At 69.8% G+C, this 16525-nt stretch carries 8 protein-coding genes; 2 read left to right on the top strand and 6 right to left on the bottom strand.

The features are described from left to right. Positions 1–172: 172 nt before the first annotated feature. On the top strand, positions 173–796 hold the full coding sequence (locus tag ACWDNU_RS14400; RefSeq protein WP_370934881.1) for a ScbR family autoregulator-binding transcription factor: 624 nt from the start codon (positions 173–175) through the stop codon (positions 794–796). A 251-nt stretch (positions 797–1047) separates the two neighbouring features. Here the strand turns inward: ACWDNU_RS14400 and ACWDNU_RS14395 are convergent, their stop codons facing one another. After that, positions 1048–1665, bottom strand: coding sequence for a ScbR family autoregulator-binding transcription factor (locus ACWDNU_RS14395; protein WP_449669127.1), 618 nt, complete (start codon positions 1663–1665; stop codon positions 1048–1050). A 274-nt stretch (positions 1666–1939) separates the two neighbouring features. Between ACWDNU_RS14395 and ACWDNU_RS14390 the strand changes: the two genes are divergently transcribed. Further along, on the top strand, positions 1940–2707 hold the full coding sequence (locus ACWDNU_RS14390) for an AfsR/SARP family transcriptional regulator (protein WP_370934879.1): 768 nt from the start codon (positions 1940–1942) through the stop codon (positions 2705–2707). 119 nt (positions 2708–2826) lie between these two features. On the opposite strand, the gene ACWDNU_RS14385 is transcribed toward ACWDNU_RS14390, so the two are convergent. The 5 genes from ACWDNU_RS14385 to ACWDNU_RS14365 all read right to left on the bottom strand — a co-directional run bounded on the left by ACWDNU_RS14385 (position 2827) and on the right by ACWDNU_RS14365 (position 16524). Next, positions 2827–3444, bottom strand: coding sequence for a hypothetical protein (locus ACWDNU_RS14385; protein WP_449669126.1), 618 nt, complete (start codon positions 3442–3444; stop codon positions 2827–2829). A 132-nt stretch (positions 3445–3576) separates the two neighbouring features. Continuing rightward, positions 3577–4149, bottom strand: a complete 573-nt coding sequence (locus ACWDNU_RS14380; protein WP_370934878.1) for a hypothetical protein — start codon at positions 4147–4149, stop codon at positions 3577–3579. Between the two features lie 149 nt (positions 4150–4298). Then, entirely contained in the window at positions 4299–5126 is an 828-nt protein-coding gene (locus ACWDNU_RS14375) for an ABC transporter permease (protein ID WP_370934877.1), read from the bottom strand. Next, positions 5126–6049 carry an ATP-binding cassette domain-containing protein gene (locus ACWDNU_RS14370; RefSeq protein WP_370934876.1) on the bottom strand — a complete coding sequence of 308 codons (924 nt, stop codon included), beginning with the start codon at positions 6047–6049 and terminating at the stop codon, positions 5126–5128. The genes ACWDNU_RS14375 and ACWDNU_RS14370 overlap by 1 nt, the downstream gene beginning before the upstream one ends. A 104-nt stretch (positions 6050–6153) precedes the next feature. Continuing rightward, positions 6154–16524, bottom strand: coding sequence for an SDR family NAD(P)-dependent oxidoreductase (locus tag ACWDNU_RS14365; protein ID WP_449669125.1), 10371 nt, complete (start codon positions 16522–16524; stop codon positions 6154–6156). Between the last annotated feature and the right edge of the window lies 1 nt (position 16525).

The raw sequence follows: 16525 nt of genomic DNA, 5'->3' as shown, positions 1-16525 counted from the left end.
CCCAGAAAAAAAGTACTTCCCCAGTACCCCCACAACATTTTTAGCGGAAAAGAGCGGACAAAACCATACCTACCTACCGGTTTTTTTCTCTGGCTCCGCGGGCCGTGCGGAGGTAGACTGGTGTGTCAGCGTGGCCCGGCGCGGGCCCGCGATCCCCCCGAGAGGAGTCACAGTGGCTCGCCAGGAACGCGCGGAGCAGACCCGAAATGCCATCCTCGACGCAGCCGCGTCCAGGTTCGACGCGGTCGGCTTCCTAGGCGCGAGCCTGTCGGACATCCTCGCCGAGGCGGGAGTCACCAAGGGCGCGCTGTACTTCCACTTCAAGTCCAAGGAAGAACTCGCGGACGCGCTGATCAACGAGCAGTTCACCGTGTGGGACCCGCTGGCCGACATCGAGAGCCCCGGGCTGCAGACGGTCATCGACCTCACCCAGAACATGGGGCACAGCCTGCGCAAAGACGTGCGCGTGCGCGCCAGCATCCGGCTCGTCATCGAGCAGGGCTCGTTCGTCACGCCCGCCGCGGGCGCGTACAAGCAGTGGACCGACACCATCCACGGCTGCCTGCTCGCCGCGAAGGCCGCGGGCGACGTGCGCAAGGACGTCAACGCGCACGATCTCGCGCAGTACGTGGTCGCGTCGTTCACCGGGACCCAGCTCAGCTCGCAGGTGCTGACCGGGCGGACGGACCTGCACGAGCGGGCCACGTTCATGTGGCAGACGATCCTGAGCGCGGTCGTCCCGCCCCGGCGGCTGCACAAGTTCAATCCGGCCGGGACTTTTCCCGCCGACGACTAGCCAGTTCCGGTGCCGCGGACCGAAACCGGACGGTCGGTTTGGGAGCCTGGATTCGCCGCGGTACGGTCGCGGCGGGCCTCGGGAATCAACCCGGTGCGGTCGCGGTGCGACTCGGGGATCGACCGGGCGCGCAGCGGCTGAGGCATCGGTCGCCTCGGCAATTGCGGCTCGCGAATCAACCTGGCACGCAGCCGCTCAGGTGCCGGTCGCCTCAGCGACGCGACTCGCGAATCAGCCCGGCACACAACCGCTCAGGTGCCGGTCGCCTCGGCGGCGGTCGAATCCGCCGGCTGCGATGCCTCGATCACCCGCCACAGCTCGGAAAGCGTGCTCGCCAGGTCGGTGCCGGCCGGGATCGTCCCGCTCGCCGCCGCCGATTCCAGGCCGACGCAGGTCACCACGACCAGCAGCGCCGCCATGTCCGGCCGGACGTGCGGGCTCATCTCCCCCGCCCCGTGCGCGGCGGCGATGTGCGCGCGCACCTGGCCGAGCCACGCGCGGACGAACGCGACGAACCTCGGGTCGTTCGAGCCCATTTCGCGGGCGAGCCGGAAGCTCGCGCCCACCTTCGCGTCTTCGGCGAGCCAGCCCATCAGCGCCCGGCTCAGATCGGCCAGCCTGCGCAGATGCGGACGGCGCCCGCGCGCCCGCGCGACGTGCTGGTGCAGGACCGCGACGGCCGCCGACTGCACCTCGTCGCAGATTTCGTCCTTCGACGAGAAGTGGAAGTACAGGCCGCCCTTGGTCACGCCCGCTTCGCGCGCGATGTCCACCATGCTCGTGGCCGCGTAGCCGTCGCGGTGCAGCAGCGCCGCGGCGGCGTCCAGCAGCAAGAGCCTGGTGAGCTCCGCACGCGCCTGTTTCGTCACCGGCTTCCCCATCGTCTCGCGCCGGGAACGGCACGGTGTGCGTCCCGACCGGCCAATCATGACATACCGACCGCCCGGTTTACCAGAGATTCCGGCCGATTACCTGGCCCCCGCCGGGAATCCAAGATCAAAACAGACCAACCTCCCGGTTTTTCCTTGAAAACCGACCTCCCGGTTTGCTATGGTCCAGTGGTGGACCCGGCTCGGACCGGCAGGCAGCGGCGCTGGGGGCGCCGCCGGGCGGGTCCGGCGCGAGAGACACCGGAGGGCAGTCATGCTGAACTACGAAATTCTCGGACAGATCAGAGTGAGCGGCCGGCCCGGCGTCTGCGCCCCGCGGGCTCGCAAGATCGAGACCTTGCTGTCCGTGTTGCTGGCCAAGAACAACCAGGTCGTGACCGCTGAGCATCTGATAGGCGAGATCTGGGGCGAGCATCCGCCCGCGAGGGCGAGCGCGGCGTTGTATGTGTACGTGTCGCAGCTGCGGAAACTGTTGCGGGGCGACGGTGAGAGCGCGGAAGACAACCCTGTTGTCACGAGTCCGCGGGGATATTCGCTGCATGTGGGGATCGATGAGCTGGATGCTGATCGGTTCACCCGGCTTTACGAGCAGGGGCGCGCGTTGCACTGGGACCGTGGCTACGGTCAGGCCGCGAAGGTGCTGCGGGAGGCTTCCAATCTGTGGCGCGGCTCGGCGTTCGGGGGGTTCACCGATTCTCCTGATGTGCAGGCGTATGCCACGTTGCTTGAGGAGAGCCGGCTCGGGTGTCTCGAGTTGCTGATGGAGACCGAGCTGCTCATCGGGCGGCATCGCGAGGTGGTCGGGCAGCTGTCGGCGCTCGCGAAGGAGCATACGCTTCGGGAGACGTTCACCGAGTACTTGATGACTGCGCTGGCCCGGTCCAACCGGCGGGCCGAGGCGTTGGAGACGTTCGCGTCCGCGCGGCAGAACCTGGTGCAGCAGTTGGGGATTGAGCCGGGGAGTTCGCTGCGGAAGCTGCATCACAGCATCCTTGTCGGGGAGATGTCGGACGCGGTCTGATCCCGACCCGCGCCGTTTCGGCCCGGTCTTCCGCCACAAGCGGGGGCCGGGCCGTTTTTGTGCGAGCGCCGATCTCCCTGACAAGAAAGGGCAACTGGCACACGCACGACTGCTGACGGTCAGAGCTGAGTCAGAGTCCCGTCGTGCTCGGCCCGCCAAAGATGCTGGCGCTGCCGGAAGGTGACGCTCAGTTTGATCTCCCGAATCACGTCGAGTGTCGTGGCCTTTTCCTCACGAACGAGTTCTTGAAACTCGTCTTCGTCTGTCACGGCGAGGTTCTGCTGTCCCATCCGACTACGAACAGCTATCCGAACCACCTTCTCCAATCGGTTCCCGAGTTCCGTCAGTTCGCCAGTCCGGGACGTGGGGGAACACGTTGCGAGGTGGAACGTCATAGTGAAGTTCAAGATCCGAGTCCTGACCACGACGTCATAGACCGGCAACGCAGTCGTGTTGACGAAGGCGACAACCGGGGTCTCGCTTCCGTCTGAAAAGACCCACATCGCGAACTTGGCCGCCTCGCGCTCGCGAGCCTCCGAGTCGGATCTGTCCCAGCCTCGGTATGCGATCCAGAGCGCCGCTGCCGCGGCGGCGAACGAGCCGATGCCGCCGATCCAGCTCCCCCACGCTGCCCACCAGTTCGCATCGCGACGCGTGGCGATACCGACGTCGAGCAGCACGAGCAGAGCTATCGCAGCGATGAATCCGGCAAACATGCCGCGTTGTCCGAGTTGCATGGATTCTCAGTCGTCCGCTGGCCACTGGTTGTTTCAGCGGAACCATCTCGCGCTGCCGGCTCACGGCCCAGAGGGGCAAAAGCCTTGAGGGGCTCTTTGCGGAATTCCCGCAAGGAGCCCCTCACGACACCCCTAGCTGCGGTAAACCGAGACTACGAACCCGCCGCACGTAACCGGTTCTCCGTACCAGCCGCCCCAGCGGCTGTCCAAAGCCAGGCCTGCCAGTTCGGCCATCAGGTCGAGTTCGGCGGGCCAGACATAGCGCAGGGGCAGCGACGCGTCGGTCAGGTGCACGATCTGCCGCACGTCGTCCACCGCTCGCACCCGGGCGTCTGCGGTCCAGCACGCGGGATCGGGGTGACGGCCCTGCACCACCAGTGCGCCGCCGGGGCGCAGGAGGCGGCTGTAGCGGCCGATGGCTCGCAGCTGGTCTCGTTGGTCTGGCAGGCGGGACAGCACGTCCGCGCCCAGGTATCCCGCGTCGAAGCGGGGGCCGGGTTCCAGGTGGACTTCGTAGCCTTCGCCGGCCAGTGCGTCCGCTACCGGACCGCCGCCGGGGACCAGGATTCGGCCGGAGCCGTGGTGTCGCGAGCAGCGGTCGGTCACTTCGGAGAGGAACGCGACCGCGCCCGCCGGGTCGTCCGCCAGCGGGGCCAGCCACGCGGCTACGGGATCGACCGGCTTTTCCATCACCCGGGTCGGCATGTCGCCACCTCACTTCACGCAGTGGTCCTCTCTACTCCACAGAGAGTGCCGGACCGATCTAAAGCGGATCTAGCGGAATCGGGGTCCCCTAGGCAAGCCTGAAGGGCGACCCGCGGCGTGCGGGTCGCCCTTCGGCGGTGAAAAGTGGTTCAGCCCTTGGTGCGCCGGTTGAACTTGCGCACCGCGAGGAACGAGGCCGCGGCGGTGATCACGCCCCACCAAGCGAGGGCGAGCCACGCCGTACCGCCCGCGGGGGTGCCGTTCATCAGGGCGCGCACGGCGTCCATCAGGACCGTGAACGGCTGGTTGTCCACGATCACGCGCAGCACGCCGGGCATTGCCTGGGTCGGCACGAGAGCGCTGGAGGCGTACGGCACGAACACGAGGATCATGCCGAGGCCGCCGGCGCCTTCGACCGTCTTCGAGATCGAGCCAAGGAGCACCGCCAGCCAGAAGACGCCTGCCGCGAACAGAACCAGCAGGCCGATCGCGGCGAGCCAGCCCAGTGCGCTGCCGCCGGGGCGGAAGCCGATCGCGAAGCCGATCGCCACCATGATCACGAACGACACGAGGCTGCGCAGCATGCCGGCGGCGACGTGGCCCACCAACACCGCCGGGCCGAACATCGGCATCGAGCGGAAGCGTTCCACCAGGCCCTGGGTGAGGTCCGCGGCGACGCCGACGACCGTGGTCGTCGAGTTGAAGCCGATGCTGATGGCCAGCAGGCCGGGCACCAGGTAGTCGACGTAGGCCATGCCGGGCACGTTGATCGCGGGCCCGAACATGAAGCGGAACAGCAGCAGCAGCACGATCGGCAGCGACACCGCCTGCAGCAGCATCTCCGGGTTCCGCGTGATGTGCTTGACGTTGCGCCCGATCAGCACGCGGAAGTCGGACAGCACCGTGGCCAGCCCGGCGCTTTCGGGCGCCGCGGGGAGCTGCGCCCCCTCGGTTTCCCTGGACAAGGTCTGGGTCATCACTTCGCTCCCGCGGTTGAGGTGAGGGTGTGGAACACGTCGTCGAGCGTCGGCTCGGACAGCTCGATCCCGGCGGGCTCGAGCCCGGCGTCGGCGACCCGGTTGAGCGTCGCGCGCACCTGGCCGGGGTGGTCGATCGGGACGCTGACCGTCTCGTCCAGCAGCACGCCGCCGGTGATCTGCTGCGCGCGGCCCGCTTCGGCGACCGACGCGAAGGTCAGCTTCAGCCGTTCGGTGCCGACCCGGCGCTTCAGCTCGGTGGCGGTGCCCTCCGCGACGACGCGGCCCTTGTCGATGACCGCGATCCGGTCGGCGAGCTGGTCGGCCTCGTCGAGGTACTGCGTGGTGAGCAGGACCGTGGTTCCGCCGTCGAGCAGCTTGCGGATCGCGTCCCACATCGCCGAGCGGCTGCGCGGGTCGAGACCCGTGGTGGGCTCGTCGAGGAACAGCACCGGCGGCGACGTGATCAGGCTGATCGCGAGGTCGAGGCGGCGCCGCATGCCGCCGGAGTAGGTCTTCACCGGACGGCTCGCGGCTTCTTCGAGGTCGAACTGCGCCAGCAGCTCGGTGGCCCGCTCCTTCGCCCGCGCGATCGGCAGGTGGAACAGCCGCCCCATCATTTCCAGGTTTTCGCGGCCGGTGAGCAGTTCGTCGACCGCGGTGTTCTGTCCGGTGAGGCCGATCTGCTCGCGGACCTTGCGGGTGCGCTTGGCGACGTCGTGCCCGTTGACCGTCACGGTGCCGCCGTCGGCCTCCAGGAGGGTGCTGAGGATCCGCACCGTCGTGGTCTTGCCGGCGCCGTTGGGGCCCAGCAGCGCGAACATCGTGCCCCGCTCGACGCTGAGGTCGACGCTCTCCAGGACGTCGACATCGCCGTAGGACTTGCGCAGCCCCCGTGCTTCGATTGCGTAGCCGGTGACCATCGGGTTACCTCTCCTCGGTTCGGTCAAGCGGGGAAACTGTCGGGATCAAGTGGGCCACAGCGGCCGCGAGAGCGGCAATACCGGCCGGACCCGATAGGGGTGGGCTAATCGTCGTCCCCACCCCCGATCGCCATGCTGATCAACGCGTCGGTGTCCAGTTCGTCGATCGTGTCCTCGTCCACTGCGGACTGTTCCTCTTCCAGGTGCTCGGCCTGTTCCGGGATCTGGATGCCCGCAAGTTCGAGCAGTCCGTCCAGCAGGCCCGCCGAACGCAGCCGTTCCAGCGGGATCGCCGACAGCGCCTCCCGGATTCCCTGTTCCGACAACGGTTCCGGCTCGGTCTCGGCCGGAGCCAGTTCGGTGACCAGGTGCTCGGCGAGGATCCGCGGCGTCGGGTAGTCGAAGATCAGGCTGACCGGCAGCTTCAGGCCGGTGACGAGGCTGAGCTTGTTGCGGAACCCGGTGGCGGACAGGGAATCGAAGCCGACCTCGTTGAACGAGCGGTCCGCTTCCACTGCCTCCGGACCGGCGTGCCCGAGCAACGTCGCCGCGTGCGTGCGCACCAGGGTGAGCACGGTCGGCACCCGCTTGCCCGGCGGGAGCGCGCCGAGTTTCTGCGCCAGCGATTCGGTGTCCTCCACGGCGTCCTGAGCCGCTCGTCGGCCGCGAGAACCGGCGAGTTCGCGCAGGACGGCTGGGAGGTCGTCGTCGCCCGAGGACGCTAGTACGCGGGTGTCCAAAGCGATCGGCACGAGCAGTGGTTCGGGCGAACCCGCAGCCGCGTCCAGCAATCGCAGACCGTCCTCAGTGGACAGCGCCGTGATGCCGGTTTCGCCGATGCGGTGGGCGTCCGCGTCCTCCAGCGCCGCGCCCATGCCGCCACCCCACAGGCCCCAGGCAAGCGACGAGCCCGCGAGACCTTCGCGTCGGCGGCGGACCGCCAGCGCGTCGAGGTAGGCGTTGGCCGCGGCGTAGCTGCCCTGGCCCGGTGCGCCGAGCACGCCAGCGGCCGAGGAGAACAGGACGAACGCGGTCAGGTTGCGGTCGCGGGTCAGCTCGTCGAGCGTCGCCGCGGCGTCGACCTTCGGGCGCAGGACGTTGTCGAGACGTTCCGGCGTAAGGGAAGCCAGGACACCGTCGTCCAGGACACCGGCTGCGTGCACGACTCCGCGCAGATCAATTCCGTCCAGAAGCGCGGAAACCGCGGCGCGGTCTGCGACGTCGCAGGCGGCGAGCGTGACTTCGGCACCGAGACCGGTCAGTTCGTCCCGCAGCTCGGCCGCGCCCGGTGCGTCCGCGCCACGACGGCTGACCAGCAGGAGGTTCTGTACGCCGTGTTCGGTCACCAGGTGCCGGGCGACGGAACCGCCGAGCGCACCGGTCGCGCCGGTGATCAAGACCGTGCCTTCGGAGTCCCAGACCGGCGCGGCAGCGGCGTCGGCGGCTCGTTGCAGCCGCGGCACCAGCACCGCTCCGGAGCGGAGGGCGACCTGCGGTTCGTCCGATGCCGACACTGCGGCAAGGGTGCGGCCGCTAGGGGTTCCGGTGCCGAGGTCGACCAGGGTGATCCGGTCCGGGTGCTCGGCTTGCGCCGAACGGACCAGCCCGGCCACCGCGGCTCCGACCGGGTCGGGGCTTTCCTCGGCGCCGGCCGCGACCGCGCCTCGGGTGACCACCAGCAGCGAGCCCTCCGGACGGCCGAGGAACGTCTGCAGTTCGCCGAGGACGCGGTGCAGTTCCGCGTGCACGTCGTCGCCGGCGGCGGGCAGCACGACCAGGCCGGAAGCGTCGTCGATGCTGGTCGCGGCGGTGGCGCCGAGGGCATCGGTGAGGCCGAACGGGTCGTCGCCGACCACGGTCCAGTCGGTGACTTCGGCTACCGCGTCGAGGTCGGTCTGCTCCCAGGCGAGGCGGAACAGCGACTCCGTGCCCCCGGTTTCGGCGGCCTGAGGCTGTGCGGACATCGGGCGCAGCAGCAGCGAATCCACCGAAGCGACCGGTGCGCCGGTGGCGTCGGCGATCTTCAGCGCAGCCGCACCCGAACCGATCTGCTTCACGTGCACCCGCAGCGTCGTCGCGCCGACTGCGTGCAGCCGGACGCCTTCCCACGCGAACGGCAGCGCCGGTTCGTCGCCGACCGCGCCGGAGACGCCGATCGTGTGCAAGGCGGCGTCGAGAACGGCCGGGTGGATGCCGTAACGGTCCACATCGGACACCGCAGCAGGCAGCTGGATCTCCGCGAACGCTTCCCCATCGCCCTTCCAGGCAGCGACGAGGCCGCGGAACGCCGGGCCGTACGCGAGACCGTCGGCGGCCAGTTCCTCATAGGTGCCATCGAGTTGCACCTGCTCCGCGGCGGGCGGCCAGGCGGAGAGGTCGAACTTCTCCGACTTGCCTGCCTTGGCAAGGCGTCCAGTGGCATGGCGGGTCCACGGGACGCCGTCCGCCGCACCTTCCGGTCGCGAGTGGACAGTGAAGGTGCGAATACCGTTTTCCGCGGCGTCGAGCGCGAACTGGACGCGCACGCCGGTCCGCTCCGGCACCACCAGCGGGTACTCCAGCGTCAGCTCGTCCAGGCGCGGGCATCCGGCCTCGTCTCCGGCGCGGATCGCCATCTCGACGAACCCGGTGCCGGGGAACAGGATCGAGCCGCCGACGACGTGGTCAGCCAGCCACGGGTGCGTGCCGACGGACAGCCGTCCCGAGAACAGGAGGCCCTCCGCACCGGCCAGCTCCGTCGCGGTGCCGAGCAGCGGGTGGTCTTCCTGCCCCGGCGCGGCAGCCGTGCTCTCCAGCCAGTAACGCTGGCGCTGGAACGGATACGTCGGCACCGGCACCGGGTGCGCGCCGGTCGGAGCGTAGATCGCGGACCAGTCGACGTCGACGCCGCTGACGTGCAGCTGCGCGACACCGGTGAGCGCGGCGACGGCTTCGTCCTGCTCCTTGTGCAGCAGCGAGGCGAGCACGAGACCGTCCGGACGGTCGTCGAGGCTGGCGTCGGCCATCGCGGTGAGTGTGGTGTCCGGACCCAGTTCGAGGAACCGGGTCACACCGTCTGCCGCGGCCCGGGCGACCGCGTCTCGGAATTGCACGCCTTCGCGGACCTGGTTTACCCAGTACTCCGGCGAGGTCAAGTCGGCCGGGCCGCCGGTGACCGTGGAGATAATCGGGATCCGTGGCTCCGCATAGGACAGTCCTTCCGCGACAGTGCGGAACTCGGCAAGCATCGGGTCCATCAGTCGCGAGTGGAATGCGTGCGAAACGCGGAGCTGCTTGGTGCGCTCGAACTTCGCCGCCACTTCGGCGACTGCTTCCGCTGCTCCGGAGATGACGACTGCGGTCAGGCCGTTCACTGCGGCAATGTCCACAGTGTCCCCGGCGGCTTCGCGAACCGCTTCGGGCGTGCCGTCGATCGCGACCATCGCGCCGCCGGTCGGCAGGGCCTGCATCAGCTTGCCCCGGGCGACCACGAGCTTCGCGGCGTCGGCCAGCGAGAAGACTCCAGCGCAGTGCGCGGCGGCGAGTTCGCCGATCGAGTGTCCGGCCAGCAGGTCCGGCTTCACGCCCCAGGAGCGGACCGTACGGAACAGTGCGACTTCCAGCGCGAACAGCGCCGGTTGCGTCCAGCGGGTCTCGTCGAGGCCTTCGCCGCTGTCGATCACTTCGCGGAGCGGACGGTCGAGGTGCTTGTCGAGTTCGGCGCACACCTCGTCGTAGGCCTCGGCGAAGGCCGGGTACCGCGCGGCCAGCTGCGTGCCCATCTGCGCCCGCTGCGAACCCTGACCCGCGAACAGGAACGCGGTTCGGCCGCTGCCGGTCGCGGTGCCACGGATGACGCCCCGTGCGTCTTCCTCGTCCACCAAGGCCGCCAGCCCGCGCACGAACTGCGGCGAACGGCTGCCGATCAGCACCGCGCGACGGTCGAACGCACTACGGGCGGTCGCCAGCGAGAGACCGATGTCGGCGAGGCTGCCTTCCGGGTCCTCGTCCACATAGGACATCAGCTGTTCGGCCTTGGCCCGCAACGCAGCCGCGCCGCGACCGGAGACCGGCCAGGCGACCGGTCCGTCGTACTCAGGGCCAGTCGAGGCGGTGACCTCGCGACGGTCGCCTTCCTCCAGGATCACGTGCGCATTCGTGCCGCTCACGCCGAAGGACGAGACGCCGACGCGGCGGGTGTGGCCGTTCGGCAGCCACTTCACCGGCTCGGCGAGCACTCGCACCGCACCTGTGGACCAGTCGATCTCGCTCGATGGCTTGCCCACGTGCAGCGTCGCGGGGAGTTCGCCGTGCCGCATCGCTTCGATCATCTTGATCACGCCTGCCGCACCGGCGGCGGCCTGCGTGTGTCCGATGTTCGACTTCACCGAACCGATCCACAGAGGACGGTCCGCCGACGTCTGCGTGCCGTAGGTCGCCAGCAGCGCCTGGACTTCGATCGGGTCGCCGAGCTTCGTGCCGGTACCGTGCGCTTCAACGGCGTCCACATCGGACGGTTCGAGTCCAGCGTCGGCCAGCGCGGCGCGGATGACCCGCTGCTGCGCGGGACCGTTGGGCGCGGTCAGGCCGTTCGATGTGCCGTCCTGGTTCACCGCGCTGCCCTTGAGGACCGCGAGCACCGGGTGGCCGTTGGCGCGGGCGTCGGAAAGGCGCTCCAGCACCAGCACGCCGACGCCTTCGGACCAGGTGGTGCCGTCGGCGTCGTCGGAGAACACCTTGCATCGGCCGTCGGCGGCGAGGCCCTGCTGACGGCTGAATTCCACAAAGGTCTCCGGCGTGGCCATCACCGTGACGCCGCCGGCCAGCGCGAGCGAGCAGTCGCCGCCGCGCAGCGCCTGCGCCGCCATGTGCATCGCGACCAGCGAGGACGAGCACGCGGTGTCGACGGAAACGGCCGGTCCTTCGAGGCCGAGGGTGTAGGAAACCCGGCCGGTGACGATCGAGCCGGCGCTGTTCGCACCGACGTAGTCGTGGTACTGGACGCCCGCGTACACGCCGGTCGGGCTGCCCTTGAGCGAGACCGGGTCGATCCCGGACCGCTCGAGCGCTTCCCAGGACGCTTCGAGGAGCAACCGCTGCTGCGGGTCGATCATCGGCGCTTCCTTCGGCGAGACGCCGAAGAACGTCGGGTCGAAATCGCCCGCGTCGTAGACGAATCCGCCTCGCGCGACGTAGGTCGTGCCGGGGCGGCGGCCGGTCGGGTCGAGCAGGCCGTCGATGTCCCAGCCGCGGTCGGCCGGGAAGTCCCCGATCGCGTCGCGACCCTCGGCGACCAGTTCCCACAGCTGTTCCGGCGAGGTGACCCCGCCGGGCAGACGGCAGGCCATACCGACGATCGCGATCGGCTCGTTCGAGTTGTCCTTAGTGGACACCGTGCTGATTTCGACCGCAGTGCCCGCCAGTTCGTCGAGCAGGTGCGCGGCGAGGGCAGTTGGCGTGGGGTGGTCGAAGATCAACGTCGCGGGCAGTCGCTGGCCGGTGGCCGCGGTGAGGCCGTTGCGGAGTTCGATCGCGGTCAGCGAGTCGAAACCGAGCGACTGGAACTGCGCCGACGGCTCGATCTCGTGTGCTGCTCGGTAACCGAGCACGGTGGCGGCGTGACTGCGCACCAGTTCCAGCACCGCGTCGCGACGGTCTTCTTCCGGCATTCCCAGCAGCCTTGCGGCGAACGAGTCCACTGAGGACTCGGCAGCGGCGGCGACCCGGCGGGTGGTGCGGCCGACGAGTTGCTCCAGCGTGCGCGGGAGCCGGTCGAGTTTGCGCAGTACCGGCAGGTCGAGCTTCGCCGGGACGGCGGTCGGCTTGCGGACGGCGATGGCGCGGTCGAACATCGCCAGACCCTCCGCAGTGGACAGTGGCACGATGCCGCTGGCCGCGAGCCGCTGCACCTCCTCTTCGGTGAGCGTGCCGCCCATGCCGCCAACCTCGCCCCACAGGCCCCAGTCCAGCGACAGACCCGGCAGACCGTGCGCGACACGGTGCGACGCGAGGGCGTCCAGGTAGGCGTTGGCCGCGGCGTAGCTGCCCTGGCCGGGCGCGCCGAGGACGCCGGAGACCGACGAGAACAGCACGAACGCGGACAGCGCGATCTCGCGAGTGAGTTCGTGCAGGTTCAGCGCACCGTCGACCTTCGGGGCGAGCACGGCGTCGACCCGCTCCGGCGTCAAAGCGGTGACCACGCCGTCGTCGAGAACGCCGGCGGCGTGCACGACCGCGGTGAGCGGGTTCTCCTCCGGCAGCGACGCCAGGACGCTGGCCAGCGCCTCGCGGTCGGCGACGTCGCAGCGTTCCAGCCGGACGTCGACCTCGCTTTCGCGCAGTTCGGCGGCCAACTGGTCGAGAGCGGGCGTGATCCGGCGGCTGAGCAGCAGCAACCGGCGGACGCCGTGCTCGGCGACCAGGTGCCGGGCGAGCTTCCCGCCCAGCGCTCCGGACGCGCCGGTGACCAGCACCGTGCCGTGCGGACAGAAGTACGGCCGCTCCAGCTCGGGTGTCGTGCGGACCAGCCGAGGCACGAGGACGGTGCCGAGCCGGACCGCCGCCTGCGCCTCGCCCGAGGCCAGCACCTGCGGCAACACCGTTTCCGGCGTGGTTTCGGCGTCGAGGTCGAGCAGGACGAAGGCGTCCGGGTTCTCCTCCTGCGCGGAGCGGACCAGGCCCCAGACCGCGGAGGCGGCGAGGTCGGTGACGTCTCCGGCGGCCGGGACCGCGCCGCGCGTGACCACCACGAGCCGGGCGTGCGCGGGGTGTTCCTCGGTCAGCCAAGCCTGCAGCCCAGCCAGTACACGGTGGGTGAGTTCGTGAGTCTCCGCGGCAGTGCCGGATTCGCCGATGCACTCGAGAAGCTGGACATCGGCAGTGTCCACAGTGGCTTCGACATCCGCGGATCGCTGCCATTCGATCCGGTACAGCGGCGCGGCCTGCTCGGCGACCGGGGCGCTGAACGCGCGGAACACCGTCTCGGCGACCGTCGCGACCGGAGCTCCGGTCGGGTCGGCGAGAGCGATGGTGAAACCGTCCTCTGTGGTCGGGGTGAACCGCACACGCAGCGCGGACGCTCCGGTGGCGTGCAGCTCAACTCCGGTCCAGCAGAACGGAACCCGGCCGACGCCGCCGTCACCGCCACCGGCGACGCGCAGCGCGTGGGTGCACGCGTCGAGCGCGGCCGGGTGGAGGCCGAAGCGGTCAGCGTCGTTGTCCTCCGGCAACGCGACTTCGGCGAAGATCTCGCCGTCGCGCTGCCAGACTGCTTGCAGGGAACGGAAAAGCGGGCCGTACGTCAGGCCGGTGTCGGCGAAGTCGTCGTACAGGCCGTCGATGGCGACCGACTCCGCCCCAGCGGGCGGCCACTCGGTCAGCGCAGTACCGCCGCTGGCCGACTGCGGAGCGACGCTGCCGCTTGCGTGCAGGGTCCAGTCGGCGTCGTCGTCCTCGGGTCGCGAGTGGACAGTCACCGAACGGACGTCGCGCTCCCCCGCCGCACCGACGGTGACTTGCACCTGAATGCCGCCGCGGGCGGGCAGGACGAGCGGGCTGCCCAGGGTCAGTTCCTCGATCCGGCCGGAGCCGACCTGGTCTCCGGCGCGGACGACCAGTTCCAGGAACGCGGTTCCGGGCACGGTGACCGCGTCGCCGAGCTGGTGTTCGGCCAGCCACGGGTGCGTTTCGACGGACAGCCGGCCGGTGAGCACGACGCCGTCGGTGTCGGCGAGCGCGACGGCCGCGCCGAGCAGCGGGTGCCCGGCGGACGTCAGCCCGGCAGCGGTGACCTCGTCGCGGTTGGCGCGGGCATCGAGCCAATACCGCTTGCGCTGGAACGCATACGGCGGCAGATCGACGCGCTGGGCGCCACGGTCGGCGAAGACCGCGGCCCAGTCCGGGGTCAGGCCGCTGACGAACAGCTCAGCCAGCGCGGTGAGGGCGGCGGCCGGTTCTTCGCGGTCCTTGCGGAGCACCGGGACCACGAGCGCGTCGGACGTCTGGCGGACCAGCGCGGACAGCACACCGTCCGGACCGACCTCGACGAACCGTCCGACACCTTGTGCGGCAAGGGTTCCGACGCCGTCGTGGAACCGGACCGCGGCGCGGACCTGGCGCACCCAGTAGTCCGGAGTGGACATGTCGACATCCGGGCCGACCGTGGAGACCAGTGGGATTTCCGGCTGGTGGTAGGTCAGGCCTCGGGCGACAGTGGCGAACTCGGCGAGCATCGGTTCCATCAGTGGCGAGTGGAACGCGTGCGACACCTTGAGCTTCGAGGATTTCCTAGCTGAGAACTCCGCCACCACCGCGGCGACGGCGTCCTCGGTGCCAGAAAGCACCACCGAATCCGGACCGTTGATCGCAGCGATGCTGACCTCGTCAGTCAGATGCGAGGTGACTTCGTCCTCGGTCGCCTGCAGGGCCACCATCGAACCGCCGGACGGGAGTGCCTGCATCAGCCGAGCCCTCGCGGCGACCAAGGTAGCGGCGTCGGCCAGCGAGAAGACTCCGGCGACGTGCGCGGCGGCAAGCTCGCCGATCGAATGGCCGAGCAGGAAGTCCGGCTTGATCCCCCACGACGCCAGCAGCCGGAACAGCGCCACCTCGATCGCGAAGAGCGCGGGCTGGGTGTAGCCGGTTTGGTTGATCAGCCGCGGTTTCTCGAACAGGACTGTCTTGAGTGGACGGTCGAGATGCTGGTCCAGTTCGGCGCAGACCTCGTCCAGCGCGGCACGGAAGACCGGGAACGCGGCAGCCAGCGCGGCCCCCATCCCGGCCCGCTGCGCGCCTTGGCCGGAGAACAGGAACGCGGTCAGTCCTTCCACCTGCGTGCCGGTGACGACGTCCGGAGTGGCGACGCCGTCCGCGAGCGCAGCGATGGCCTGCTTCGGGTCCTCGGCGAGCACGACCGCGCGGTGCGACAGCGGCGATCGCGAAGTGGCGAGGGAAAAGCCCAGGTCAAGCGGGGTCACAGCAGACGAGACCAGTTGCGCGGCCTGTGCCCGCAGCGCCGCGCTGCCGTGACCAGCGAGCGGCAGCGGAACCGCGACGCCCTCCGGCCAGCTCGGCGTAACCGGCGCAGCGGCCTCCACCGCAGGCGCTTCCTCCAGGATGATGTGCGCGTTGGTGCCGCTCACGCCGAACGACGAAACACCCGCGCGGCGTGGGCGTTCCCCAGCCGCCCACGGACGCTCGGTCTTCAACAGCTCAACCGCGCCGGAGGTCCAATCGACCTCTGTGGACGGTTCGGTGACGTGCAGCGTGCGCGGCAGCAGCCCGTGCCGCATCGCCTGCACCATCTTGATCACGCCGCTGACGCCCGCCGCTGCCTGCGCGTGGCCGATGTTCGACTTGATCGACCCGAGCCACAGCGGCTCAGTCCGGTCCTGGCCGTAGGTGGCCAGCAATGCTTGCGCTTCAATGGGATCGCCCAGCGTGGTGCCGGTGCCGTGGCCCTCGACAGCGTCCACATCGGACGCGGACAGCCGGGCGTTGGCCAGCGCCTGCCGGATCACCCGCTGCTGCGAGGGACCGTTCGGTGCGGTGAGGCCGTTGGACGCGCCGTCGGAGTTCACCGCCGAGCCGCGCACGACCGCGAGCACCTGGTGTCCGTTGCGCTGGGCGTCGGAAAGTCGTTCCAGCAGAAGGGTTCCCGCGCCCTCAGCCCAGCCGGTGCCGTCCGCGCTGTCGGAGAACGCCTTGCACCGACCGTCGGCGGCAAGACCGCGCTGACGGCTGAACGCGAGGAACGGACCCGGGCGCGACATGATCATCACGCCGCCCGCCAGTGCGAGCGAGCAGTCCCGCTGGCGCAGCGACTGCACCGCCAAGTGCAGCGCGACCAGCGAAGACGAGCACGCGGAGTCGATCGTGACTGCCGGGCCTTCCAGTCCGAGCGCGTACGCGATCCGGCCGGAAATGACCGAGCCGGCGTTGCCGGTGCTCAGGTAGTCCTCGACCTCGCCCGCGAGCACGGACGGCGGCAGCTCGTCGTAATAGTCCTGCCCGCCGCTGCCGACGAACACGCCGACCTGCTGTTTCGCCAGCGAATGCGGCGCGATGCCGGCCCGCTCGAAGGTCTCCCACGCCAGCTCCAGCACGATCCGCTGCTGCGGGTCCATGGCCAGCGCCTCGCGCGGCGAGATGCCGAAGAACGGCGCGTCGAACTCGCCCGCTTCGTGCACGAACCCGCCTTCGGAGACGTAGCTCGTGCCGGGGCTGTCCGGGTCGGCGTCGAACAGCCGGTCCAGCGCCCAGCCGCGGTCGGACGGGAACTCCCCGATCGCGTCGCGGCCGTTGGCGACCAGCTCCCACAGGTCGTCGGCGGACCGGACGCCGCCGGGATAGCGGCAGCCCATCGCGACGATCGCGATCGGCTCGGACTCGGCGGCCTCGACCGCGCGCAGCCGCGCCCGCGTCTCCTGCAGGTTGGCGGTGACCCGCTTCAGGTAGTCGACCAGCTTGGTTTCGTCGGTCCTGGCTTCGTCAGACATC

The sequence above is a fragment of the Amycolatopsis sp. NPDC003676 genome (genome assembly GCF_053587275.1).
Note: the sequence above shows the minus strand (reverse complement) of the source record. Positions and strands in the feature narration are given on the sequence as shown.